This is a genomic window from Bradyrhizobium sp. CCBAU 11361 (assembly GCF_028128935.1).
GTDB classification, from domain to species: Bacteria; Pseudomonadota; Alphaproteobacteria; order Rhizobiales; family Xanthobacteraceae; genus Bradyrhizobium; species Bradyrhizobium niftali.
Genome location: NZ_LBJZ01000192.1, coordinates 1 through 24,215, shown reverse-complemented (window position 1 = coordinate 24,215; position 24,215 = coordinate 1). Strand labels below are relative to the sequence as shown.

Genomic DNA, 24,215 nt, shown 5'->3' with positions numbered 1-24,215 from the left:
TCTCAGTACTTCGCGACCACCGGGCCGCCGAACTTGTAGTTCACGCCCACCCGCAGAATGTTGTCGGTGATGCGCGAGCTGTAGTTGCTGGTCAGCACGCCGCCGCCCAGCGCAGGAATCGTCGTGGTGAACGCGCCGGACGTACGGCCGAGATCGACCCAGAGATATTCGAGTTTGGCCGTCCAGTTGCCGCCGATCACGCCTTCGACGCCGGCGCCCACCGTGTAGACAACGCGCGTATCCGAGTTGGAGAACACGGCAGCAGCTGCGCCGATGGTCTCGGTCGTCCTCACTTCGCCATAGGCCAGACCGCCGGTGGCGTAGAACAGGACGGTCGGGGTCGCCAGGATACCGACGCGGCCGCGGACCGTTCCGAACCAGGTCAGCTTCTGGTCAAGCGAAACAGGAACGGCCGGTCCCGGAGCCACAAGGATCAACGCGCTAGGCGTACAGACGGCGATCGGACAGATGAAGCTGCGGCTTCCCTTTTGGCCGCCGCCCTGGATGTCCGCCTCAAGGCCCCACACCCAGTTCTGCACCTGCCAATTGTAGCCGATCTGGGCGCCGCCAATCACGCCGTCCATGTTGGCGCGATCGCTGCTCGTAAACAGCACGGTGCCGGCGCCGTTGGTCAGCGACGGGTCGTCGCGAGAGCGGCCCCAGCGATAAATATACCCGGCTCCCTACCCAAGGGCTGTGCCGCGCCAGCAACATCTGGAAATAATCTGGCTTAAGGCTGTGCCGATACCCGAACGCCACCACATCCCCTAAGCCATTGATTCGGAACATTGTTGTTCCACAGGCCAAGCGCGATGTCGCCCTAGTCCGCTGCGTCTGTCGGACGCGGCCCAGCAGCCCGTCGATCACCGGCCAGAACAGCAGCACGATCGCCAGGGTCGTGATCGAGCCGACCAGCCCGTTCAACCAGAACATCTTGAGGTCGCCACCGGAACCGATCATCGACAGGCGGAAGGCATCCTCGGCGCGGTTGCCGAGCACGAGCGCCAGCGTGAACGGTGCGAGCGGAATGCCGATCGAAGCTCGATCGACTGCGCGATTCCTTCGGGACGCTCAGGCGCATCTCAAGAACAACATCGCGGCAATCGTGAAGAAACTGCGGCGCATCATGCTCCCGAGTTCAGATGCAAATCGAATGGCGATCACTTCAAGAGGTTCAATCCGTCAATCAGCCCATCCCAAATTCCCGACTTTATTGCCCGCCATGCTTCGGAGCCTTCTCCGAGGGAAAGCTGTTGAGGCTCGGCTCCCCACCTGGCAGACGGACTTCATTCGCACTCCCCGTTCGCGCCGATATGGTAGTGCGACGAAAATTGCTTCTCGCATCACCGCAGATTGGCGTTACGATCCAACGTCCATGCCGTCAGAAGGACACATCATGTTGAGACAGGCCGTCATCCTCGCCGGAGGGTCAGGCACCCGGCTGGGTGAGCGCACCAAGCTGGTTCCGAAGCCAATGCTCGACATCGGCGGGCGGCCGTTTCTCGACACGCTGATCGATGAGCTCGTGCGCTACGATGTGTTCGATGAGATCCTCCTGCTCGCGGGACACAAAGCCGAGATCGTCGAGACCCATTATGGCGGCGCGACCAGGGGCCGGGCAAAGATCCTCGTGTCGCGCGAGGTCGAGCCGCTCGGCACCGGCGGCGCGCTAATGCATGCGCGCGACCTGCTGCACGACCGCTTCCTGTTGCTCAACGGTGACTCGCTGTTCGACTTCAACCTGCTCGACCTGGTCGCGCGCGCCCATGGCGGGGGCGTTCACATGGCGTTGCGGGAAGACGTCGTCGCAGACCGCTACGGCCGCGTCGTGCTCGACGGTAACACCGTGCGTGACTTCATCGGTCCCGGCACGGGCGCCACGGGACCGGCCAACGCCGGCATCTACGTTGTCAGCAAATCCATCCTCGCCGACATCACGACGCTTCCCGCCTCCCTCGAGCAGGACGTGTTCCCCGGCCTTGCCGCGTCCGGCGCGCTGCGGGGCACGGCCTATCGCGGTTACTTCATCGACATCGGCACTCCCGACGACTTCGCGCGCGCCGATCGCGAATTGCCGGAGAAGTTGCGGCGGCCGGCCGTATTCTTCGATCGCGACGGCGTGCTCAACCACGATTCAGGCTACATGTTTGAGACGCACAAGCTCGAATGGATCGAGGGCGCACGCGAGGCCGTGAAAGACGTCAACGACGCCGGCTATTTTGCCTTCGTCATCACCAACCAGTCCGGTGTCGCTCGCGGCTACTACGCCGAGCACCACGTCGTCGCCTTGCACCGCTGGATGGCGGACCAGATGGCGCGGACTGGCGCGCATATCGACGCGTTCGAATACTGCCCCGATCATCCCGATGGTACCGTCGCGCGCTATTGCCGTACGAGCGACCGACGCAAACCGGCGCCCGGCATGATCACCGACCTTCTCAAGCGCTTTCCTGTCGACATGACGCGCAGCATGGTGATCGGCGACAAAGACAGCGACATGGAGGCGGCGCAGGCGGCCGGCTTGGCCGGCCATCTGTTTTCTGGTGGCAATCTGCAAGCTTTCGTCAGACGGCACCTTGGCCTCGCGGGCGTGTAATGCCTACGACTATCGCGACATCGCCCTTATGTTGAATCACGGAGAGATTGTCCCCTGGCCCGGCGTCGGCTTGCCCCCCGCGTTAGTCCGACGCGGCCCAGCAACCCGTCGATCACCGGCCAGAACAGCAGCACGATCGCCAGCGTCGTGATCGAGCCGACCAGCCCGTTCGACCAGAACACCTTGAGGTCGCCGCCGGAGCCGATCATCGACAGGCGGAAGGCATCCTCGGCGCGGTTGCCGAGCACGAGCGCCAGCGTAAACGGCGCGAGCGGAATGCCGATCTTCTTGAAGACGTAGCCGACGACCCCGAAGCCGAGCATCAGCCAGATGTCGAACATCGCGTTCTGGATCGCATAGGCGCCGATCGCGCAGGACACCACGATCATCGGCGCCACCGCCGCGAACGGCACCCGCAGGATCGAGGCGAAGATCGGCACCGTCGTCAGCACCAGCACGAGGCCGACGACGTTGCCGAGATACATCGAGGCGATCAGCCCCCAGACGAAGTCCTTGTGCTCGACGAACAGCAGCGGGCCGGGATTGAGCCCCCACACCATCAGGCCGCCGAGCAGGATCGCGGCGGTGCCGGAGCCGGGAATGCCGAGCGCCAGCATCGGCAGCAGCGCCGCGGTGCCGGAGGCGTGCGCCGCCGTTTCCGGCGCGAACACGCCCTCGATGCGGCCCTTGCCAAAACTCTCGGGATCCTTGGAAAAGCGCTTGGCGAGATTGTAGCCCATGAAGGACGCGGCGATCGCCCCGCCCGGGGTGATGCCCAGCCAGCAGCCGATGAAGGAGGAGCGCAGCAGCGTCACCCAGTATTTCGGCAGATCCTTCCAGACGCTGAGCACGACGCGCAGCGAGATGCTCGCTGCATGTCCCCGCAATGCCAGACGCTCCTCCATCGTCAGCAGGATCTCGCTGATGCCGAACAGGCCGATGACGGCGACGAGGAAGTTGATGCCGCGCAAGAGCTCGGCCGAGCCGAAGGTCATGCGCAGATTGCCCGACACCGTGTCCATGCCGATGCCGGCGAGCAGCAGCCCGAGCGACATCGAGATGACCGTCTTGTGCTTGGCCTCGCGCCCGAGGCCAACGAAAGAGCAGAAGGTGAGCAGATACACCGCGAAGAACTCGGGCGGGCCGAACTTCAACGCAAAGGACGAGATCATCGGCGCGAGGAAGGTGATGAGGAGCACGGCGACCAGCGAGCCGATGAAGGAGGACGTGAACGCCGCGGTCAGCGCCTCCGCCGCCCTGCCCTGCTGTGCCATCGGATAGCCGTCGAATGTGGTCGCGACCGACCAGGCTTCGCCCGGGATGTTGAACAGGATCGAGGTGATGGCGCCGCCGAACAGCGCGCCCCAATAGATGCAGGACAGCATCACGATCGCGGAGGTCGGGTCCATCGTGAAGGTCAGCGGCAACAGGATCGCAACGCCGTTCGGGCCGCCAAGGCCCGGCAGCACGCCGACGAAGATGCCGAGCACCAGCCCGACCATCATCAGCACGAGCGTCTTCCACGTCAGCAGGACGGCGAAGCCGTGAAACAGGAGACCGAGAGCTTCCATCGCGGGGCCGCCTTAGTGGCCGAAGGCCGCTTCGAGCGGCCCCTTCGGCATGATGACGTCGAAGGCGATGTCGAAGGTGACGAACATGATCGCCGTGAACACGAGCGCCGTGAGCAGCGACTTCCACAGCGCGATCTTGCCGACGAGGCGCATGAAGCTCGCGATCAGCAGGAAGCTCGCGACATAGAGGCCGAGGAATTGCGTGACGAGGCAGAACAGCAGCGTCGGCACGAACACCGCCATGACGCGGCGCGCCTGCGCGCGCGTGACGAAGCTTCCGGACGTCGCCCGGCGCGCGACGAGCGCCGTGGCCAGGCCATAGAGGCTGCCGCCGGCGAGGATGAGGGAGAGATAGAACGGGAAATAGCCGGGCTCCGGCCCGGTTGCGTCCCAGGACGCCCCTGTGCGCCAATTGTCGTAGCCGAGCGTGATGGCCAGCGCGAGCAGCAGGAGGCAGACAAGGATTTCGATCGTGCCGGAGCTGACGACGGAGGGCGAGTCGTCTTCAGGCGCGGTTGGATCGTCGACGACGATTTCGATATCGGTTTGGGACATGCTCTGCCAAATCAAATTGCGCTGTCATCATCCGCGAAGGCGGATGATCCAGTATTCCAGAGGCGGCGAGGAGTGCGGGTAAGCTGCGGCGTACTGGGTGCCCCGCCTTCGCGGGGCATGACGTGGAGGCGGGGTCACTTCGCGACGAATCCGGCTTCCGTCATCAGCGCCTTGTTGGTGGCATCGTCCTCCTCGAGGAATTGCACCATGTGCTTGCCGGTGAGGAAGATCGGCTTCAACGCCTGCTTCTCCATGTAGTCCTTGTACTCGGCGGTCTGCGTCACCTTGTGGAACAGCTCGACATAGAACGCCTGCTGCTCGGCAGTCACTTTGCCGGGCAGGAACATCGCGCGCAGCATCAGATACTGCACGTCGACGCCCTCCTCCTTGCAGGTCGGGATGTCGGCCCAGGACTGCGTGTCCGTCACCTTGCTGGTGTAGGAGATGCGCTCCTTGTCGAACACGCAGAGCGGACGCACCTGGCCGGCGCGCCAGACTTCGAGGTTTTCGCTGGGGTTGTTGACGTTGGCTTCGGTGTGATTGCCGACGAGCTGGGTCGCGGCCTCGCCGCCGGACTTGTAGGGCAGATAGGAGAATTTCGCGCCGGTCTTCTGCTCCAGGAACACGGTCAGCACGTGATCCTCGCGCTTGGAGCCGGTGCCGCCCATCTTGAACGGCGAGCTCGCCGCCTTCGCGGCCGCGACGAATTCCTTCACCGTCTTCGGACCGGCGCTGTTGTCCCACAGCACGAACTGGTCGAGCGCAATCACCGAAACCGGAGTCAGCTCACGCCAGTTGAACGGAATCTTCGCCGACAGCGGCAGCATGTAGATCAGGGAATAGGCGATCAGCACCTTGTTCGGGTCGCCCTCGCTGGACTTCATGTACATCAGCGCTTCCGCGCCCGAGGCGCCGCCCTTGAGCGAGACGACCATCGGCTGCTTCATCAGATTGTTCTTCTGGATCGCGGCCTGCATCATTCGCGCCATCTGATCGGAAGCACCGCCCGCACCGGCCGCCACCACGATCTCGACCGGCTTGGTCGGTTCCCAGCCGGCAAAAGCCGGCGTGCCCAACAACAGCGCGGTCGCGGCGCCGACGGCTTTCACTGAAATTCGCACGAGTTTCGTCCCCTGATTCTTATTGGCTTTGTGATGCCGGGAAGGTTATCGCTGCATTGTGCGGACTATTGCTGACGAGTTCAAGCAAACGGTCGTGTCGCCGCATATGACTTTCGGCTGACGCAAAAGCGCTCGACGGCGCGCTCGCTACTTGCCCTTCCAGACGGGCGTGCGCTTGTTGAGGAAGGCGTCCATGCCCTCGCGGAAATCTTCGCTCATATAGGCCTTGAGGATCAGGTCCTCGCCCTCTTCGCGCGACAGCGTGCGGCGGATGCGGCGGACCGCTTCCTTGGTTGCTTCGAGCGTGAGCGGGGCATGGCTCGCGACGAGCTTTGCGGTCTCGTCGGCGCGACGCTGAAGCGTCTCGACGTCGGGTACGACCTCGTTGAGCAAGCCGAGGGCGAGCGCTTCCGGCGCCTCGACCAGGCGCGCCTTGAAGATCAGATCCTTGGTGCGGGCAGGCCCCACCAGCGAAACGACGCGGCTGATGTTGGACATCGACAGGCAGTTGCCGAGCGTGCGCGCGATCGGAAAGCCGATGCGCGTCGTCTCGGTCCCGATGCGGAGGTCGCAGCAGGCGGCAATGCCGGCGCCGCCGCCGGTGCAGGCCCCCGCGATCGCCGCGATCACGGGCACACGGCACTGCTCGAGCGTGCCGAGCACGCGGTCGATGCGGGCCTCGTAATCGAGCGCGTCCTGCGCGGTCTTGAAGGCGCGGAATTGCGAGATATCGGTGCCGGAGGCGAACGCCTTGTCGCCGGCGCCGGTCAGGATCAGCGCCTTGATCGAACGGTCGGTGTTGATCTCGGTGCAGATCTCCGCCATGCGGTCATACATGGCGAAGGTCATTGCGTTGCGCGCCTGCGGGCGGTTGAAGGTGATCCGCGCGATGCCGTCCTGGACGGAGTAGAGCAGGTCTTCGTTGGCAGTCGTCGGTGCGTTCATCGCGCGCTCACTTTCAAGGTTGGTTCAGGCCACCTGCGCCTTTAAGCGACTTGGGCTTTGGCCATCGGCACCGCGTCGCGTCCCTTCAGGACGTCCATGGCCGCCAATACGCCGCCGCTCCGGTGCGGAATCTTTGCAAGATCGAGGCCCATCTCGACGCCGGCGAGCGTGCCCATCAGCATCAGGTCGTTGAAATGACCGATATGGCCGATGCGGAACACCTTGCCCTTGACCTTGTTCAGGCCGGTGCCGAGCGACATGTCGAAGTTTTCCAGCACCACCTTGCGGAAGGCGTCGGCGTCGTGTCCATCCGGCACGCGCACGCCGGTCAGCGCAGGCGAATGCGCCGCGGGATCGGCGCACTGCGCCTCCAGGCCCCAGACCTTGACCGCGGCGCGCGTCGCCGCGCTGTGGCGCTTGTGGCGGGTCCAGACGTTCTCCAGCCCCTCCTCTTCCAGCATCTTGACCGCTTCGCGCAGGCCGTAGAGCAGATTGGTCGCGGGCGTATAGGGGAAGGTGCCGAGCTTGTTGAAGCTGATGACCTCCTGCCAGTCCCAGTAGGAGCGCATGCCGGGGTTGGCCTTGGCGACCGCGATCGCCTTCTCCGAGACGGCGTTGAAGCCGAGGCCGGGCGGCAGCATCAGGCCCTTCTGGGAGCCCGCGACCGAGACGTCGATGCCCCAGGCGTCGTGCTCGTACTCCATCGAGCCGAGGCCGGAGATGGTGTCGACCATCAGCAGCGCCGGATGCTTGACGCGGTCGAGCAGCTTGCGCACCTCCAGCGGCGGCGTCACGCAGCCGGTCGAGGTCTCGTTGTGCACGACGCAGACCGCCTTGATCGTGTGCTGCTTGTCGGCCGCGAGCCGCTTCTCGATCTCGGCGAGATCGGCGCCATGGCGCCAGTCGCTCGGGATGAAGTCGACGTCGAGCTTGAACTTGTCGGCGATGCCGCGCCACAGCACGGCGAACTGGCCGGTCTCGCACATCAGGACCTTGTCGCCGGGCGAAAACACGTTGACCATCGCCGCTTCCCAGGCGCCGGTGCCGGACGAGGGGAAGATGATCACGGGCTGCTTGGTGCGGAACACGCGCTGCATCGCGGCAAGCACGGCGAAGCCGAGCTCGGCGAACTCCGGACCGCGATGGTCCAGCGTCGGCATGTCCATCGCCCGCAGCACGCGGTCGGGCACGTTGGTCGGTCCTGGAATCTGTAGGAAATGCCTTCCAGTATGCACGGTCATCGGCGTCCTTCCCGGTCTTGCCTTGATTTTGATGGCCGCCGAATAGCACCATTTGACCGGCTTGTCCCCTCTCCTTAAGGCTCCTCCCATGCGTAGGCGGCGGGCCTCCGCCGCCCCTTACTCCGCGGGCACCACCTTTCCGGACGGCAACCTGCCCTCGGCCTCCGCGAACGGGCGTTCCGGATGCATCAGGAAGGCCGAAACGCCGCCGAGCAGCAGCAGCCCCATCGACATCAGGAACGGCAGGTACCAGTTGCCGGTCGCGTCGATCACGAAACCCGCGACCAGCGGGGAGACGATGGCCGCGAAGGCCGAGCCGGTGTTCATGATTCCCGAGGCCGTCCCGGAATATTTCGGGGCGATGTCCATCGGGATCGACCACATCGGGCCGATCACGAGCTCGGCGCAGAAGAATCCGGCCGACAGGCACAGCGCGACGATGGTGATGTCGTGGACGAACAGGATCGGAAACAGCGAGATCAGCGCGCCCGTAAATCCCGCAACGGTGACGCTGAGCCGCGCCAGGCGGACATTGCCGGTGCGGTCGAGAATCTTGTCCGACAGCACGCCGCCGACGCTGTCGCCGACCACGCCGGCGAAGAACACGCCGGAGGCGAACAGCGCCGAGTTCCTGATGTCGAGACCGTAGTTGTTCTTGAAGAACAGCGGCAGCCAGTTGAGATAGAGCCACAGGCACCAGCCGTAGCAGAAATAGGTCAGCGTCACCGGCCACATCCGGCCGAGCAACGGCCCCCACGGCACGCGCGGCCGCTCGCCGGTCGGGCGCGGCGGCAACGCCGCAAGCTCGGCTTCGGTGATGGAGGCATGCTCCTTCGGCTCGTTGCGGAAGTACCAGACCCAGATCACGCCCCAGATGAGGCTGACGAAGCCGAGCACCACGAAGGCGCCGCGCCAGGTCAGCCAGAGGATCAGCAGCGCCACCACGGGCGGCGTGACGGCATTGCCGAGCCGGGCGAAGGAATGGGTCAGGCCCTGCGCAAAGCCGCGGCGGTTCGCCGGCGTCCAATATTGCATTGCGCGCGTTGCGGTCGGGAAGGTCGCGCCCTCGCCGAAGCCGAGCGCGAAGCGCGCGACGAACAGCGCGGCCAGACCGTTGACGAAGCCGGTCATGATGGTGGCGACCGCCCAGATCATGCCGCACCAGAACAGCGTCTTGCGCGGCCCGAAACGATCGCCGACCCAGCCGCCGATCACCTGGAACAGCAAATAAGGATAGGCGAAGGCCGAGAAGACGAGGCCGAGCTGGGTGTTCGACAGGCCCAGCTCCTTCTGGATCTCGCTCGCCGCCGTGCCGATGTTCACCCGGTCGACATAGGTGATGAAATACATCGCGCAGAGCATCGCCAGCACGACATGCGTGGCCTTGAACCGAACTCCCATCTCACCCCTCCCGACTTGCTGTTGTTATGATTGCCGCTCGAATGTCCCGCGCGACTTACGTACCGACCACTTTCAGATGCGGCGACGCATTGCCCTGCGGGCGCTGCTCCAAGAGCTTCATCGCGATATCGACGCCGCCGGAGCGATGCGGCACGCCCGCAACCGACAGGCCCATCTCAACGCCGGTGAGCGCGCCGAGCAGCGTCAGCGCGTTGCATTCGCCGAGATGGCCGATACGGAAGACCTTTCCGGCGACCTTCGACAGGCCCGAGCCGAGCGACATGTTGTAGTTTTCAAGCACGATTTGGCGGAACTGATCGGCGTCATGTCCCGGCGGCATCAGCACCGCCGTGAGCACCGGCGAGAACTCGGCCGGCTCCTGGCACAGCACTTCGAGGCCCCAATGATTGACGGCGGCGCGGGTTGCGGCGGCTAACCGCTGATGCCTGGCGAAGACGTTGTCGAGGCCCTCTTCGAGCAGCATCGCGATCGCCTCGCGCAGGCCGTAGAGCAGATTGGTCGCCGGCGTGTAGGGGAAGAAGCCTTTCGCGTTCGGCTTCAGCATCTCCTCCCAGTCGAAATAGGAGCGCGGCATCTTGTTGGTCTTGGACGCAGCGCGGGCCTTCTCCGAGATCGCATTTAAGCCGAGGCCGGGCGGCAGCATGAAGCCCTTCTGCGAGCAGCTCACGCTGACGTCGACCTTCCATTCGTCGTGGCGATAGTCGACCGAGCCGAGCGAGGAGATGGTGTCCACCATCAGCAGCGCGGGATGCGAGGTGCGGTCGATCGCGGCGCGGATCTCGGCGATGCGGCTGGTCGCGCCGGTCGAGGTCTCGTTGTGCACGACCATGACGGCCTTGATCGCGCGTGCCTTGTCCTCGGTGAGCTTCGCCTCGATCACGGCGGGATCGGCGCCGCGGCGCCAGTCGCCGGGAACGAAATCGACCTCGATGCCGAAGCGGCCCGCCATCTGGCGCCACAGGGTGGCGAAATGGCCGGTCTCGATCATCAGCACCCTGTCGCCCGGCGACAGCGTGTTGACGATCGCGGCCTCCCAGGCGCCGGTCCCGGACGAGGGAAAGATCACCACCGGCCCCGCGGTCTGGAAAATCTTCTGGCTGCCTTCGAGCACGGTCCGGCCGAGCTCGCCGAATTCGGCGCTCCGGTGGTCGATGACCGGCATGTCCATGGCGCGCAGGACGCGCTCGGGGACCGGGCTCGGGCCCGGAATCTGAAGAAAATGGCGTCCCTGATGCATGAAAACCTCCCTGTCGGCGGGTTCTGGCCGGCGTTGCCGACTATTTTGCATTCATTTTTTGTCCTTTCAATCGAAATTTGGTATTCGATTGTGGACGTCGACGCGACCAAGCGGGCAAACTATTGTGCTGCAAATGAAATCCACGATTCCCGACATCGGGGTTCCAATCGCCCCGCCCGCCGGAAACGGCGGTGACCGCCAGGAGGCCTCGCTCCACGGCGAGATCCTGCTGCGGCTGCGCGACTACGTGGTCGAAGGCAACATTCCCGACGGCGCGCGCGTTCCCGAGCGCCAGCTCTGCGAGATGCTCGGCATCTCCCGCACGCCCTTGCGCGAGGCGCTCAAAGTACTCGCCGCCGAAGGCCTGATCGAGCTGCTGCCGAACCGCGGCGCGCGGGTGCGCCAGCTCAGCCAGCGCGACCTCGAGGAGCTGTTCGACGTGATGGCGGGCCTGGAAAGCCTTGCCGGGCGCCTCGCCTGCGAGGCCATTACCGACGAGGAAATCACCGCGATCGAGCAGCTGCATTACGAGATGTACGGCCACTATCTGCACCGCGACATGCACGGCTATTTCCAGACCAACCAGCGCATCCACGAGAGCATCGTCGCGGCCGCGCGCAACGAGACGCTGAAGACGGCCTACGCCAACTTCGCCGGCCGCATCCGCCGCGTCCGTTACTCGGCCAATTTCGCCCGCAAGCGGCAGCGCTGGGCGGAAGCGATGCGCGAGCACGAGGCCATCCTCGATGCGCTACGCCGCCGCGCCGGCAGCGAGCTCAGCGACATCCTGTTCCAGCACCTGCGCAACAAGCGGGCGGCCGCGATCGAGCACCTGACCGAGCCCCAAGAGGACTCGCCGGCCTTGCCCTGACGGCGGCTGGCTTGCTCATTTTGAATTCATAATATAATCGGTCATTAACAATAATGAATAAATCAGCAAGGCTGAGCCTCGCTGGGTCAGTCAGGGATCAGGGATGACAAACGCCTCCTCGCTCGAACGGCGCCTGCGGTCGGAAATGACCGGCGACGTCCTGTTCGACCCCTTCAGCCGCGGCCGCTACGCCACCGACGCCTCGTTCTACCAGATCGTGCCGGCGGGCGTGGTCGTGCCCAAGACCATGGACGAGGCCCTGAAGGCCCTGGCGATCGCCCGTGACGAGGGCCGCAAGGTCACCCCGCGCGGCGGCGGCACCTCGCAATGCGGCCAGACCGTCAATGACGGCCTCGTCGTCGACCTCTCGAAGCACCTCAACCGCATCCTGTCGCTCGACATCGCGAACCGCACCTGCGTGGTCGAGCCCGGCATCGTGCTCGACGACCTCAACCGCCAGCTCAAGAAGCATGGCCTGTGGTTTCCCGTCGACGTCTCCACCGCCTCGCGCGCCACCATCGGCGGCATGGCCGGCAACAATTCCTGCGGCGGCCGCAGCTTGCGCTACGGCACCATGCGCGACAACACGCTGTCGATGGAGGCTGCCCTTGCGGACGGCACGCTGAGCCGCTTCGGCGAGGTGTCGCGCGATCTCTCCGATATTGACGCGGGCGACAATGCCCGGGCGCTGTTTCGCGACATGCTCGATCTCGGCACCCGCGAGGCCGACGAAATCGTGGCACGCTTCCCAAAGGTGCAGCGCCGCGTCGGCGGCTACAATCTCGATGCGCTGGTGCCGCGCAACGCGCCGAACAACATGGCGCATCTGCTGGTCGGCTCCGAAGGCACCCTCGCCTTCACCACCAAGGTCGAGCTGAAGCTCTGGCCCGTCATCCGCAACAAGGCGCTCGGCGTCTGCCATTTCGGCAGTTTCTACGAGGCCATGGATGCGGCCCAGCATCTCGTCAAGCTCAAGCCGATCGCGGTCGAGCTGGTCGACCGCACCATGATCGCGCTCGGCCGCGACATCGCGATGTTCAAGCCGATCATCTCGGCCGCGATCAAGGGCGATCCGGATGCCGTGCTGGTGGTCGAATTCGCCGAAGAGGACCAGGCCGACAATCTCCTGCGCCTGAAGCAGCTCACCGAGCTGATGGGCGATCTCGGCTTCGGCTGGAACAACGACAAGCGCAAATGGGGCGGCGTGGTCGAGATATCAGAGCCCGCGCTCCAGAGCGGCATCGCCGATTTCCGCGCCGCGGGCCTCAACGTCATGATGTCGATGAAGCAGGAGGGCAAGCCGGTCTCCTTCGTCGAGGACTGCGCCGTGCCGCTGCCGCATCTGGCCGACTACACCGCGCGGCTGAACGAGGTTTTTGCCAGGCACGGCACCAGCGGCACGATGTATGCGCACGCCTCCGAGGGCTGCCTGCATGTGCGCCCGGTGCTGAACTTGAAGCTGGAGAAGGACGTCAAGGCGATGCGCGCCATCGCCGAGGAAGCCTTCGCCATGGTGCGCGAGTACAAGGGCTCGCATTCCGGCGAGCACGGCGACGGCCTGGTGCGCTCGGAATTCCACCAAACGATGTTCGGCGAACGCCTCGTTGCCGACTTCAGGGAGGTCAAGCAGCGCTTCGATCCCGACGGCGTCCTCAATCCCGGCAAGATCGTCGATGCGCCCAGGATGGACGACCGCTCGCTGTTCCGCTACCGGCCGGACTATCGCGTCACGGAGCTGAAGACGAAGCTCGACTGGTCCGCTTATCCCGGCGCCGGCGGCGGTTTCCAGGGCGCGGTCGAGATGTGCAACAACAACGGCGCCTGCCGCAAGCTCGAGGGCGGCGTGATGTGCCCATCCTACCGCGCGACGCGCAACGAGAAGGATGTCACCCGCGGCCGCGCCAACACCCTGCGGCTCGCGATCTCCGGCCAGCTCGGCCCCGATGCGCTCGCCTCCGACGAGATGATGGAGACGCTCAAGCTCTGCGTCTCCTGCAAGGCCTGCCGCCACGAATGCCCTGTTGGTGTCGACATGGCCAAGATGAAGATCGAGGTGCTCGCCGCACGCGCCGCCACCCACGGCCTGACGCTGCGCGACCGCCTGGTCGGCTATCTCCCGCGCTACGCCGGCCTTGCCTCGCGCTTCGCGCCGCTCGCGAATTTGCGCAATCACAGCCCGCTGCTGCGAAAGCTGTTCGAGCGCTTTGCCGGCATCAGTGCGCGCCGGGCGCTACCCGCCTTCCGCAGCGACGTGTTTGCGCCGCCGACGAGCAGCGTCGGTCCGGAAGAAGGCCGCGAGGTCGTGCTGTTCGCCGACACGTTCAACCGCATCTATGAGCGCGAAAACCTCGACGCCGCGCTGCGCGTGCTCGCGGCCGGCGGTTATCGCGTGCACCTGCCCAAGCCCGCGAGCGGCAGCCGCCCGCTGTGCTGCGGCCGCACCTTCCTCTCCGCGGGCCTCGTCGACGAGGCCAAGACAGAGCTGGACCGGCTGGTGGCCGCCTTCGTGCCCTTCGCTGCGCGCGGCGTGCCGATCGTCGGCCTCGAGCCAAGCTGCCTGCTGTCGCTGCGCGACGAGCTCTCCTCGCTGCGCAAGGACGATGACGCCAAGGCCATCAGTGCCCACGCGCTGACCTTCGAGGAATTCCTGGTGCGCGAGGCCCAGGCCGGCCGGCTGCAACTGCCGCTCGGCACCGTCGCCGACAAGGCCGTGGTGCACGGCCATTGCCACCAAAAATCCTTCGGCGCCTTCAAGCCGGTCGAGCAGGTGCTGCGGCTCGTTCCCGGCCTTGAGGTCGAGACCATCGAGTCCAGCTGCTGCGGCATGGCCGGCGCCTTCGGCTATGGCACCGAGACCTATGACGCCTCGATCGAGATGGCCGAGCTGTCGCTGCTGCCCGCCGTGCGGCGCGCAGACGAGGCGACGCTGGTCGTCGCCGACGGCACCTCCTGTCGCCACCAGATCCACGACGGCGCGAAGCGCGAAGCGCTTCACGTCGCGCGCGTGCTGGCCATGAGCCTCGATCGCGCCAAGACCAATTCCACTTCTCCAGCTGCAAAGGAACCCAGCCATGGCTGACCTCTCGCTCGACACCGCCCGCAAGATCCTCGACGCCGCCTTCGCGAAGGCCACCGAACTCAAGCTCAAGCCGCTCGTCGTCACCATCCTGGACGCGCGCGGCGTGCTCAAGATCGCAGCCGCCCAGGACGGCACCAGCCTGATGCGCGCCGAAATCGCGCACGGCAAGGCCTATGGCGCGCTCGCCATGGGCATGGGGTCGCGCGCGCTGTACCAGCGTGCCCAGGAGCAGGCCTTTTTCATCGACGCCGTGAACACGATTGCCAAGGGCGCGCTGGTGCCGGTCCCCGGCGGCGTGCTGATCATGGACGGCACGACCCTGCTCGGCGCCGTCGGCGTGTCCGGTGACACCTCCGACAATGACGAGGCCAGCGCAGTGGCGGGCATCCAGGCAGCGGGGCTGAAGGCCAACGCGGGGTAAGGCTTGTCCCGTAGGGTGGGTTAGCCTTGCGGCTGCGCGAAGCGCAGTCCGCTGGCGTAACCCACCTCTTTCGCTCCCGCGAATACAGCGGTGGGTTACGCTTCGCTAACCCACCCTACGAACTCAGGATGACGGATCGACTAGCTCACCGCCCCGTCCAGACCGGCTTTCGCTTCTCGCTGAACGCCTTCAGGCCCTCTTTCGCATCCTCCGTCATCGCCAGCAGCGCGATCTGGCTTTCGGTGTAGGCGATGCTCTCGTCGAACGACATCGAGGCGATGGCGCGCATGGCGTATTTGCCGCGGCGGATCGCGGTCGGGGACTTGTCGACGATGCGGCCGATCAGCCAGTCGACCTTGGCGTCCAGCTCGGCCGTCGGCACGACGTAGTTGAGCAGGCCCGCTGCCTGCGCCGCCTTCGCGTCGAACGGCTCGCCGGTCAGCGCCCATTCGTTGACGAGGCGCGGCGGGGCGATGCGCTGCAACAGGCTCAGGACCTGCATCGGGAACACGCCGACCTTCACCTCGGGCAGGCCGAAGATGACGTGATCGGCCGCAACCGCCATGTCGGTCATGCACAACAGGCCCATGCCGCCGGCCATGCAGACGCCCCCGACGCGCGCGATCGCCGGTTTGGTGGCGTTCTGTGACAAACGTAACAGATCGGCATAGTCGACATTTGGTTTGGAATGATCCATCGCGAAAGCCGCGCCGGAGTTCTGCAGATCGGCGCCCGCGCAGAACGCCTTGTCGCCCGCGCCCGTCAGGACGATGACGCGGATGTCCTTGTCGTCATGCGCGTCTCGATAGCCTTTGGTGATGCCGGCGATGACGTCGCCGTTCAGCGCGTTGCGTTTCTCCGGCCGGTTGATGGTGATCCAGAACGCCTGCCCGCGCTTCTCGGTGATGACGGCTGTGGTGTCGGTCATGGCACGCTCGCTTCCTTGCTCCGGTTTTGCTGCCATTTGCGGCAGGTCGGGCGGCGGGCGCAAGGGCATTCTGCAACGCCGTGTCACCATAGCGTGTGGGCGCAACTCCGCTTCGCGATTGAATTACAGGCCACGACCTCTATCCTGACCAGAGATTTTGATGACCGATGAGCCATTTCATGCGCACCACCATTGCATTGCTGCTGGCAGGCCTCATCGCGGTGTGCGCCGGCACCACAAGCCGCGCGGCCGATGCGGCGAAACTCGCACTGGTGATCGGCAACGCGAAATATCCCGACAACGAATTCGTGCTCAACGACGCCGCCAACGACGCGCAAGCCGTCGCCGATGAGTTGAAGCGCGACGGCTTCGTGGTCGACCGGCAGACCAACCTCACGGGCGACGCCATGCGGCAGGCGCTCGATCGCTTCTATGCCCGCATCGAACGCGGCGCGGTCGCGTTGATCTTCTTCGATGGCTTTGGTATCCAGTCCAACCGGCAAACCTACCTGCTTCCCGTCGATGCGCAGATCTGGGTCGAGCCCGACGTGTCGCGCGACGGCTTCAGCCTCGACGCTATTCTCGCCGAGATGAACACGCGTGGCGCCGCGATCAAGATCGCCCTGATCGACGCCTCCCGCCGTAACCCTTTCGAGCGGCGCTTCCGCCGCTACTCGGCCGGCCTTGCGCCGGCGATCGCGCCGAGCAATTCGCTGGTGCTCTATTCGAGCGCGCTCGGCGCAGTCGCGCCGACCGGCAAGACCGATCACAGCCTGTTCGTCGCCGAGTTGCTGCGCGAGATGCGCGCGCCGAGCATCAGCGCCGAACAAGCGTTGACCAACACCAAGAACGGCGTGGTCGCCGCCACCAACCGGGAGCAGGTGCCGTGGCTGTCGTCCTCGCTGACGACGGAATTCTCGTTTGCGGGCCTCGTGGCCCGACCACCGGACAACGCGACCGCCGACCCGGCTCCGACAAAGCCGGCGCCGCAGAAGCCGGTCTGCGAGGTGCCGCAAGCAGAGCCCACGCCGAGTGCGGACGACCTCGCAAGAGACCCTGTTATCGCCGATCTCAGCCGCAAGATCGCAGCCAACGCCAACGATGCCGTCTCGCGCTACAAGCGCGGCCAGGTCTACGCGATCAAGCGCGCCCACACGCTCGCCATGCAGGATTTTGACGCGGTGATCCGCCGTGACCCCAGGGATGCGCAAGCGCTGAACAATCGCTGCTGGACGCGGGCTGCGACCGGCGACCTGCAAGGCGCGCTCGCCGACTGCAATCTGGCGCTTCAGCTCGATCCCGGCTTGAGCGATGCGTTCGACAGCCGCGGGCTCGTCAACCTCAAGCTCGGCCGGACCACCGAGGCGATCAAGGACTACACCGACGCGATCCAGCGCAATCCGCGCTCCTCGTCCTCGCTGTTCGGCCGCGGCATCGCCACCCGCAGGAGCGGCGGCGACGGCGCCAGCAACATCGCGCTGGCGAAATCCATGGATCCGAACATCGCAAAGGAGTTTGCGGGCTACGGTGTGACCGAGTGCGTGCCTTGAGCAGCGGTCGCCTTTTTGATCCAGACCTTGTTGTCGTGGAATGCGGCGCCGCCGATCGGCGCCACCGCTTCGGCGCCCGTCAGCATGTTGATGCCGCGGCCGCCGACATGATTCTTGTTCGGATGAACGGACTCCGCGATCAGGACGCCGCGCCGCACGCCGTCGAACAGCGTCGCAATCAGCGTGGTCTCGCCGCGGGTGTTGCCGAGCGTCACGGCGTCGCCGTCGGCGATGTCGAGGGAGGCCGCGTCCAGCGGGTGGATCATCACGCTCGCCTTGCCTTCGCGCGCCTGCGAGGACGGCGTCTCGTTGAAGGTGGTGTTGAGGAAGCTGCGCGAGGGACTGGTCGCAAGCCGGAACGGATGGGCCTGGTCCGCGTGCTCGATCACCGCCCAATGGTCGGGCAGTGACGGCATCTGGTCGACATCGCCCATCGTCTGGCCGAACGGCGGATGGGCCCAGTCCGCCCTGAAATGGAATTTCCCGTCGGCATGGGCAAAGCCGTCGAGGAAATGCGCGGTGCGGAAGTCCGGTTGCAGGTCACGCCAGATGTCGGCTTCGAGGCTGGCGATGTCGCCGTGGTTGCTGAGCTTCAGCGTCGCGTCGATCAGTTCGCGCGACGTCATCTCGAAGCCCTGATGCCTGGCGCCAAGCCGCGGCGCCAGCGCCTGCAACAGCTGGTGGTTGGAGCGGCATTCGCCGGGCGGATCGATCAGCTTGGGTCCAACCGAGATGTGCTGATGGCCGCCGCCGTAATAGAGGTCGTCGTGCTCCATGAACATGGTCGCCGGCAGCACGATGTCGGCCATCTGTGCCGTCTCGGTCATGAACTGCTCGTGCACCGCGACGAACAGATCCTCGCGCGCAAAACCCTGGGCTACCAGCGCCTGCTCCGGCGCCACCGTCATCGGATTGGTGTTCTGGATCAGCATCGCCTTGACCGGCCCCTTGCCGAGCAGAGCCTCGGCATCGCCGGTGAGGATGCGGCCGATCTTCGACTGGTCGAGCGCCCGCGTGGTCCGGTCGATCGCGTCGTGGCCCTCGATGATGGATTCGTTGAAGTGCCACAGCGCGTAATTATTGAAGAAGGCGCCGCCGCCTTCATACTGCCAGGCGCCGGTCACCGCGGGAATGCACAGCGCCGCATGCATCTGCGTCGCGCCGTTGCGCGAGCGGGTGAAGCCGTAGCCGAGGCGGAGGAAGGTCCGCTGGGTCTCGCCGACCAGCTTGGCAAACGCCTCGATCTCGGACACCGGCACGCCGCAGATGGCAGAGGCCCATTCCGGCGTGCGCATCTTCAGATGCGCCTCCAGCTCGGCAGGGCAATCGGTGTACTTGTCCATATAGGCGCGGTCGGCATAGCCGTCGCGGAACAGGACGTGCATGACACCGCAGGCAAAGGCGCCGTCGGTGCCGGGGCGCAGGATGATCTTGATGTCAGCCTGCTTCATGGTCTCGTTGTCGTAAATGTCGACGGCGGCGATCTTGGCGCCGCGCTCCTTGCGGGCACGCGCGGCGTGCGTCATCACGTTGACCTGGGTGTTGACCGGATTGGTGCCCCAGATCACCACGAGGTCGGAGAGCGCCATCTCGCGCGGATCGACGCCGGCGATTTTGCCGGTGCCGATCGCATATCCGATCCGCGCGACGTTGGCGCAGATCGTCTGATAGAAGCGGGAATATTTCTTCACATGCGTGAGACGGTTGAGGCCGTCGCGCATCACCAAGCCCATCGTGCCGGCGTAGTAATACGGCCAGACCGATTCCGCGCCGAACTCGCGCTCGGCCGCGTTGAACCGATGTCCGATCTCGTCCAGCGCCTCATCCCACGAGATCCGCGCGAACTGCCCGGAGCCCTTTGGCCCGGTGCGGCGCATCGGATACGTCAGCCGTTCGGGGTGATGGATGCGCTCGGCGTAGCGGGCGACCTTGGCGCAGACCACGCCGGCCGTATAGGTCTGCTTCTTCGAACCACGGACACGGCCGATGCTGCGGCCTTCGACCACCTCGACGTCGAGGGCGCAGGCCGAGGGGCAATCATGCGGACAGGTCGAATGGCGGATTTCGATCTTGGCGTGCTGGTTCATGTCCCAGTTCGTAACACCAAAATACCGGCCGGCCGAGAGCATTTATCCGGCAATACCCATGCGATTTGCTCAAACCGCACGCGCGGCCGGTTCCTGCCGCAGGCACGAAATGCGGCGCGGCTACCCCGAAAACCGCCCGATATTCCCGGCACGATCGACCTTGTGAGGCGTCGACAGTCCGCGTTCCTGGCCGCTACAGTGCTTCCAACAAGAACGACATCAGGGAGGTGGGCGTGACGGCCCGAAGATTCATGGTGGCGCTGGCCGCCGGCCTGCTCGGCGTAGCCGCCGCAGCCCCCTCATTGGCGCAAGATTATCCCACGCACGCGGTCCGGATCGTCGTGCCCTTCGGCGCCGGTGGGCCGGCCGACGTCGCGGCCCGGCTGATCGGCAACGCGCTCCAGGAGAACTTTGGCCAGCCCTTCGTGATCGAGAACCGCACCGGCGCGGGCGGTGTCATCGGCACCGTCGAGGCGGCGAAGTCGCCGGCCGACGGCTACACGCTGTTGATGATGTCCAACACCCAGACCGCGAATGAATCGCTGCTGACGCCGGAGCAACGCAAATACGAGCTGATGCGCGACCTCGCGCCGATCGCGCCGGTGAACTATTCCGACCTCGTCATCGTGGTGAACCCGCAGGTCCCAGCCAAGACGCTGCAAGAGTTCATCACGCTCGCCAAATCGCAACCGGGCAAGCTGAACTACGCCTCCTCCGGCCAGGGCACACCCTATCACATGGCGGGCGAGCTGTTCAAAGCCATGGCGGCCATCAACGTCGTCCACGTGCCCTACCGCAACAGCGGCGAGGCGCGCAGCGGCGTGATCGGTGGACAGGTGCAGATGATGATCGACGCCGTGCCGGCAATGGCGCCGAATATCGCCGAGAACCAGGTCCGCGCCCTCGCCACCACCGGCCAGCAGCGCTCGGCGGTGCTGCCGAACGTTCCGACCGCTGGCGAGGCCGGCGCAGCAGGCTATGAGGCGACGATCTGGCTCGGCCTGATGGCACCGGCAGGCACGCCAAAGCCTGTTATCGACAAACTCAATGCCGCCGTAAACGCAATGGTGAAGCGACCCGACATCATGAAACTCTGGACCGCGCAGGGTGCCATGCCCATGTCGATGACGCCGGAGGAATTCGACAAGTTCCTGCGTGGCGACATCGAGAAATGGGCCGACGTCGTCAAGAAGTTCGACAAGTCCTGAGGCCGTAGAACGACCATGCCGACCATTCAATTCCAGCTCAACGGCGCGGCCATGGCTGTGGAGGCGGATCCGGATCAGACGCTGCTCGAGGTGCTGCGCGGCCGGCTCGGCGTCACCGGTCCGCATTTCGGCTGCGGCGCCGGTGAGTGCGGAGCCTGTCATGTCATGGTCGGCGATCGCGCGATGGCCTCCTGCGACATGCCGATGTGGTCGGTCGCAGGCAAAGACGTCGTCACGATCGAAGGGCTCGGCACGGCCGAGCAACCGCATCCGCTGCAGCGCGCCTTCATCTCCGAACAGGCGATGCAATGCGGCTATTGCGTTGCGGGAATCCTGATCAGCGCGGCGGCGCTGCTGAAGCGCAATCCGTCGCCGACGGAGGCCGAGGTCAGAACGGCTCTCGACCGCAACCTGTGCCGTTGCGGATCGCAAAACCGCATGGTCCGCGCCGTGCTGCGCGCGGCCTCGGAGATGGCCGCCACATGACGCCCCCTGCCCCAAGCCTGCCGGTCAGCCTCGTCGCCAATCCAAGGCTGTCGTCCTGGGTGCGGTTCACCGGCGAAGGCCGCGTGGAGATCTTGCCCGGCAAGGTCGAGATCGGTCAGGGCATCGTCACGGCGCTGGCTCAGATCGCGGCGGACGAGCTCGACGTCGACATCTCCAGGGTCGACATGATCCGCGCCTCGACCGCGACCAGCCCGAACGAAGGCGTCACCTCGGGCAGCCTTTCGATCCAGCAATCCGGCCGCGCGCTGCGACACGTTTGCGCCGAAGTGCGCCAGCGCCTCCTCGTCGCAGCGTCGGAACGCCTCGGCGTCGATACCTCGCTGCTCGATATCGATGACGGCACGATCTCGGGTCCCGGCAATGTCAGGACCAGCTATTGGGAACTGGCGGGTGACGTCTCGCTCGACCACGACGCCAGCGTGGGCGCGGCGGCGAAGACCGCCGCCAACCGCGCCATTGCCGGGCGTTCCATCAAGCGCGTGGACATTCCCGACAAGGTGTTCGCACGTCCGCGTTTCCTCCACGACCGTGCGCTGCCGGGCCTGTTGCACGGCCGCGTGCTGCGGCCCGACATCTCGGGTGCCAAATTGACCGCGCTCGATGAAACGGCCGCGCGCACCGTTCCGGGCCTTGTCGCGATCGCTCGCGACGGCGGTTTCGCCGGCGTGGTCGCCGACCGCGAGGTGGCGGCGGAAGCCGCGCTGAATGCCCTGCGCAAAGGCGCGACATGGTCGGCCGGCGAGCCGCTGCCCGACGAAAACGATCTGCCGGGCTTCCTGAAGAGCCAACCGGTCGAGACGACCACCATCGACACCAGAACAGCGGCATCGACGAATAAAGCCGCGCGCACTCTGCGCCGGCAATACACCCGCCCCTACATCGCGCACGCCTCGATCGCGCCGTCCTGTGCGATGGCGCGGTGGAACGGCGATCGTGTCCAGGTCTGGACCCACAGCCAGGGCGTCTATCTGCTGCGCGCCGATCTCGCGATCGTGCTCAGGCTGCCGGCAGAAAACATCGTCGTCGAGCATATGGAGGGCGCCGGCTGCTACGGGCACAATGCAGCCGACGACGTCGCGCTCGATGCCGTGCTGCTGGCGAAAGCGGCCGGCGGCCGTCCAGTCCGGGTGCAGTGGTCGCGCCACGACGAGATGTCCCACGCGCCGTTCGGTGCGGCCATGGCCATCGAGATCGCCGCCGATCTCGATGCAGACAACGAGATCGTCGGCTGGCGCCATGCGATCTGGAGCAACGGCCACGCGGCGCGGCCCGGACGCGCGGCACAGCCGGCGCTGCTCGCGGCAACCGAGATCGCAAATCCCTACCCGCGCATGATCTCGACCAATCCGCCGGCGGCCAATGGCGGCGGCGGTGACCGCAATTCGGTTCCGCTCTATGACTTTCCGGCCTGGGCGATCACCAGCCACCGCCTGCTGACCATGCCGGTGCGCACCTCGGCGCTGCGGACGCTGGGCGCGCAAGCCAACGTGTTCGCCATCGAATCCCTGCTCGACGAGATCGCCGTTTTGCGCGACGAGGATCCGGTCGCGTTTCGCCTGCGCCATCTGCGCGACGAGCGTGCAAAGGATGTCATCCGCGCCGCGGCCCGACGCGCGCAGTGGAAGCCGGAGAAGCGGACCGGTATCGGCTACGGCGTCGGCTTTGCGCGCTACAAGAACACGGGCGCCTATTGCGCTGCGATTGCGGAGATCGAAGGCTCCGACGACATCCGCGTGAGGCGGCTGACGCTCGCGGTCGATGTCGGCGAAGCCATCAACCCTGACGGCGTCATCAACCAGATCGAGGGCGGCGCGATCCAGGCGACGAGCTGGGTGCTGAAGGAGCGCGCCCGCTTCGACCGGACGCGCATTACCTCCACCTCCTGGACGGACTATCCGATCCTGACGTTCAGCGAGGTGCCGGCGGTGGATGTCGAGATCATCCAGCGGCCGGAGATCGAGCCGGTCGGCGCCGGCGAGGCCGCTCATGGCCCGGTGACGGCGGCGATCGCGAATGCGGTCCACGATTGCCTCGGCGTGCGCGTGCGCGACCTGCCGATCACGCGTGACAAGATCATCGCAGCCATGGAGCTTGCATCGTGACGACAGTGAACATCCTGAGCGGCGGCGCGGCCCAAGGCCTGGTGCGCGGCCTCGGCGACGCCTTCAAGACGCAGACCGGGTTCGGCATCGACGGCGAGTTCGGCGCCGTCGGCATCATGGCCGACAAGCTGCGTGCGACTACGCCGGCCGATCTCGTGATCCTGACGCAGTCACTCCTCGCAAGGCTCGCGGAGGAGAAGCTCGTCGTCTCCTCCTCGATCGCAGATGTCGGCAGAGTTGAAACCGCGCTTGCGGTCCGTAACCGCGATCCCAAGGTGGCCGTGAAGACTGAAGCCGATCTGCGCGAGGTCCTGCGTGCCGCAGACGCCATCTATGTTCCGGACACCAAGGCTTCGACCGCGGGCCAGCACGTCGCGAAGGTCCTGGATCAGCTCGGCATCGCCTACGAGCTCGCATCGCGTCTCAAGATATTCCCGAACGGCGCGACCGCGATGCGGGAGCTTGCCACATCCGCCGCGACGCGGCCGATCGGCTGCACCCAGGCGACCGAGATCATCGCGACCGACGGCATTGCGTTGTCGGGATCGCTGCCGCCGGGTTGCGAGCTGGTGACGATGTACACGGCCGGCGTGACCACGCGGGCCGCACATCCGAAAGAAGCCGCCGCGCTGATCGCTTTGCTGACCGGCGCAGACCGACGGGAGCTGCGCCAGCGCGCGGGTTTTGCCGGCTAGGGCGCGTACTCATCTGTGGACGCCCCGCGAGATGCAAGCGATTTTTGAAGAAGATCGGCACGTAGTCGGATGCTGCCAT

19 protein-coding genes and 1 pseudogene are annotated in these 24,215 nt (G+C 65.6%); 9 read left to right on the top strand and 11 right to left on the bottom strand.

What is annotated here, in order from left to right; genetic code table 11:
* Positions 1 to 2: 2 nt before the first annotated feature.
* A complete protein-coding gene (locus tag XI08_RS32105) occupies positions 3 to 635 on the bottom strand; it encodes an outer membrane protein (protein WP_271577611.1) in 633 nt (210 codons plus the stop codon).
* Between the two features lie 190 nt (positions 636 to 825).
* Positions 826 to 1,035 (bottom strand): annotated as a pseudogene (locus XI08_RS32100) (tripartite tricarboxylate transporter permease); the annotation flags it as partial.
* 361 nt (positions 1,036 to 1,396) lie between these two features.
* Here XI08_RS32100 and XI08_RS32095 point away from each other — a divergent pair.
* Positions 1,397 to 2,596: an HAD-IIIA family hydrolase gene (locus XI08_RS32095; RefSeq protein ID WP_271577455.1), complete on the top strand. Its 1,200-nt coding sequence runs from the start codon at positions 1,397 to 1,399 to the stop codon at positions 2,594 to 2,596.
* 26 nt (positions 2,597 to 2,622) lie between these two features.
* Here the strand turns inward: XI08_RS32095 and XI08_RS32090 are convergent, their stop codons facing one another.
* The 7 genes from XI08_RS32090 to XI08_RS32060 form a co-directional block, all read right to left on the bottom strand.
* Positions 2,623 to 4,167, bottom strand: coding sequence for a tripartite tricarboxylate transporter permease (locus XI08_RS32090; protein WP_271577454.1), 1,545 nt, complete (start codon positions 4,165 to 4,167; stop codon positions 2,623 to 2,625).
* 12 nt (positions 4,168 to 4,179) lie between these two features.
* Positions 4,180 to 4,722, bottom strand: a complete 543-nt coding sequence (locus tag XI08_RS32085; RefSeq protein WP_271577453.1) for a tripartite tricarboxylate transporter TctB family protein — start codon at positions 4,720 to 4,722, stop codon at positions 4,180 to 4,182.
* 134 nt (positions 4,723 to 4,856) lie between these two features.
* Entirely contained in the window at positions 4,857 to 5,843 is a 987-nt protein-coding gene (locus XI08_RS32080) for a Bug family tripartite tricarboxylate transporter substrate binding protein (protein WP_271577452.1), read from the bottom strand.
* A 147-nt stretch (positions 5,844 to 5,990) separates the two neighbouring features.
* Positions 5,991 to 6,788 carry an enoyl-CoA hydratase/isomerase family protein gene (locus tag XI08_RS32075; protein ID WP_271577451.1) on the bottom strand — a complete coding sequence of 266 codons (798 nt, stop codon included), beginning with the start codon at positions 6,786 to 6,788 and terminating at the stop codon, positions 5,991 to 5,993.
* A 41-nt stretch (positions 6,789 to 6,829) separates the two neighbouring features.
* Positions 6,830 to 8,029 (bottom strand): pyridoxal-phosphate-dependent aminotransferase family protein, encoded by a 1,200-nt coding sequence (locus XI08_RS32070; RefSeq protein ID WP_271577450.1) that lies wholly within the window; start codon positions 8,027 to 8,029, stop codon positions 6,830 to 6,832.
* 117 nt (positions 8,030 to 8,146) lie between these two features.
* The gene (locus tag XI08_RS32065; RefSeq protein ID WP_271577449.1) at positions 8,147 to 9,430 is read right to left on the bottom strand and encodes an MFS transporter; all 1,284 of its coding nucleotides are present in this window, start codon (positions 9,428 to 9,430) and stop codon (positions 8,147 to 8,149) included.
* Positions 9,431 to 9,485: 55 nt separating this feature from the next.
* On the bottom strand, positions 9,486 to 10,688 hold the full coding sequence (locus XI08_RS32060) for a pyridoxal-phosphate-dependent aminotransferase family protein (RefSeq protein ID WP_442869880.1): 1,203 nt from the start codon (positions 10,686 to 10,688) through the stop codon (positions 9,486 to 9,488).
* A 133-nt stretch (positions 10,689 to 10,821) separates the two neighbouring features.
* On the opposite strand from XI08_RS32060, the gene XI08_RS32055 reads away from it, so the two are divergent.
* The 3 genes from XI08_RS32055 to XI08_RS32045 all read left to right on the top strand — a co-directional run bounded on the left by XI08_RS32055 (position 10,822) and on the right by XI08_RS32045 (position 15,059).
* On the top strand, positions 10,822 to 11,559 hold the full coding sequence (locus XI08_RS32055) for a GntR family transcriptional regulator (protein ID WP_271577447.1): 738 nt from the start codon (positions 10,822 to 10,824) through the stop codon (positions 11,557 to 11,559).
* 103 nt (positions 11,560 to 11,662) lie between these two features.
* Positions 11,663 to 14,638 carry an FAD-binding and (Fe-S)-binding domain-containing protein gene (locus tag XI08_RS32050; protein WP_271577446.1) on the top strand — a complete coding sequence of 992 codons (2,976 nt, stop codon included), beginning with the start codon at positions 11,663 to 11,665 and terminating at the stop codon, positions 14,636 to 14,638.
* Entirely contained in the window at positions 14,631 to 15,059 is a 429-nt protein-coding gene (locus XI08_RS32045) for a GlcG/HbpS family heme-binding protein (protein WP_271577445.1), read from the top strand. The genes XI08_RS32050 and XI08_RS32045 overlap by 8 nt, the downstream gene beginning before the upstream one ends.
* Before the next feature lie 145 nt (positions 15,060 to 15,204).
* Here the strand turns inward: XI08_RS32045 and XI08_RS32040 are convergent, their stop codons facing one another.
* Positions 15,205 to 15,987 (bottom strand): enoyl-CoA hydratase/isomerase family protein, encoded by a 783-nt coding sequence (locus tag XI08_RS32040; protein ID WP_271577444.1) that lies wholly within the window; start codon positions 15,985 to 15,987, stop codon positions 15,205 to 15,207.
* 179 nt (positions 15,988 to 16,166) lie between these two features.
* On the opposite strand from XI08_RS32040, the gene XI08_RS32035 reads away from it, so the two are divergent.
* Positions 16,167 to 17,537, top strand: a complete 1,371-nt coding sequence (locus tag XI08_RS32035) for a caspase family protein (RefSeq protein WP_271577443.1) — start codon at positions 16,167 to 16,169, stop codon at positions 17,535 to 17,537.
* On the opposite strand, the gene XI08_RS32030 is transcribed toward XI08_RS32035, so the two are convergent.
* Positions 17,510 to 19,624, bottom strand: coding sequence for a molybdopterin oxidoreductase family protein (locus tag XI08_RS32030; RefSeq protein WP_271577442.1), 2,115 nt, complete (start codon positions 19,622 to 19,624; stop codon positions 17,510 to 17,512). The two genes, XI08_RS32035 and XI08_RS32030, sit on opposite strands and share 28 nt — an antisense overlap.
* A 251-nt stretch (positions 19,625 to 19,875) precedes the next feature.
* Here XI08_RS32030 and XI08_RS32025 point away from each other — a divergent pair, with 251 nt between their 5' ends.
* From XI08_RS32025 to XI08_RS32010, 4 genes are read left to right on the top strand one after another with little or no spacing between them, the layout of a single operon-like run.
* The gene (locus tag XI08_RS32025; RefSeq protein ID WP_271577610.1) at positions 19,876 to 20,832 is read left to right on the top strand and encodes a tripartite tricarboxylate transporter substrate binding protein; all 957 of its coding nucleotides are present in this window, start codon (positions 19,876 to 19,878) and stop codon (positions 20,830 to 20,832) included.
* Between the two features lie 15 nt (positions 20,833 to 20,847).
* Positions 20,848 to 21,318, top strand: coding sequence for a (2Fe-2S)-binding protein (locus XI08_RS32020; RefSeq protein ID WP_271577441.1), 471 nt, complete (start codon positions 20,848 to 20,850; stop codon positions 21,316 to 21,318).
* On the top strand, positions 21,315 to 23,441 hold the full coding sequence (locus tag XI08_RS32015; RefSeq protein ID WP_271577440.1) for a xanthine dehydrogenase family protein molybdopterin-binding subunit: 2,127 nt from the start codon (positions 21,315 to 21,317) through the stop codon (positions 23,439 to 23,441). Before XI08_RS32020 ends, XI08_RS32015 begins: the two co-directional genes overlap by 4 nt.
* Complete coding sequence (locus XI08_RS32010) at positions 23,438 to 24,136, top strand: molybdate ABC transporter substrate-binding protein (protein WP_271577439.1); 699 nt, start codon at positions 23,438 to 23,440, stop codon at positions 24,134 to 24,136. Before XI08_RS32015 ends, XI08_RS32010 begins: the two co-directional genes overlap by 4 nt.
* The last annotated feature ends 79 nt before the right edge of the window (positions 24,137 to 24,215 follow it).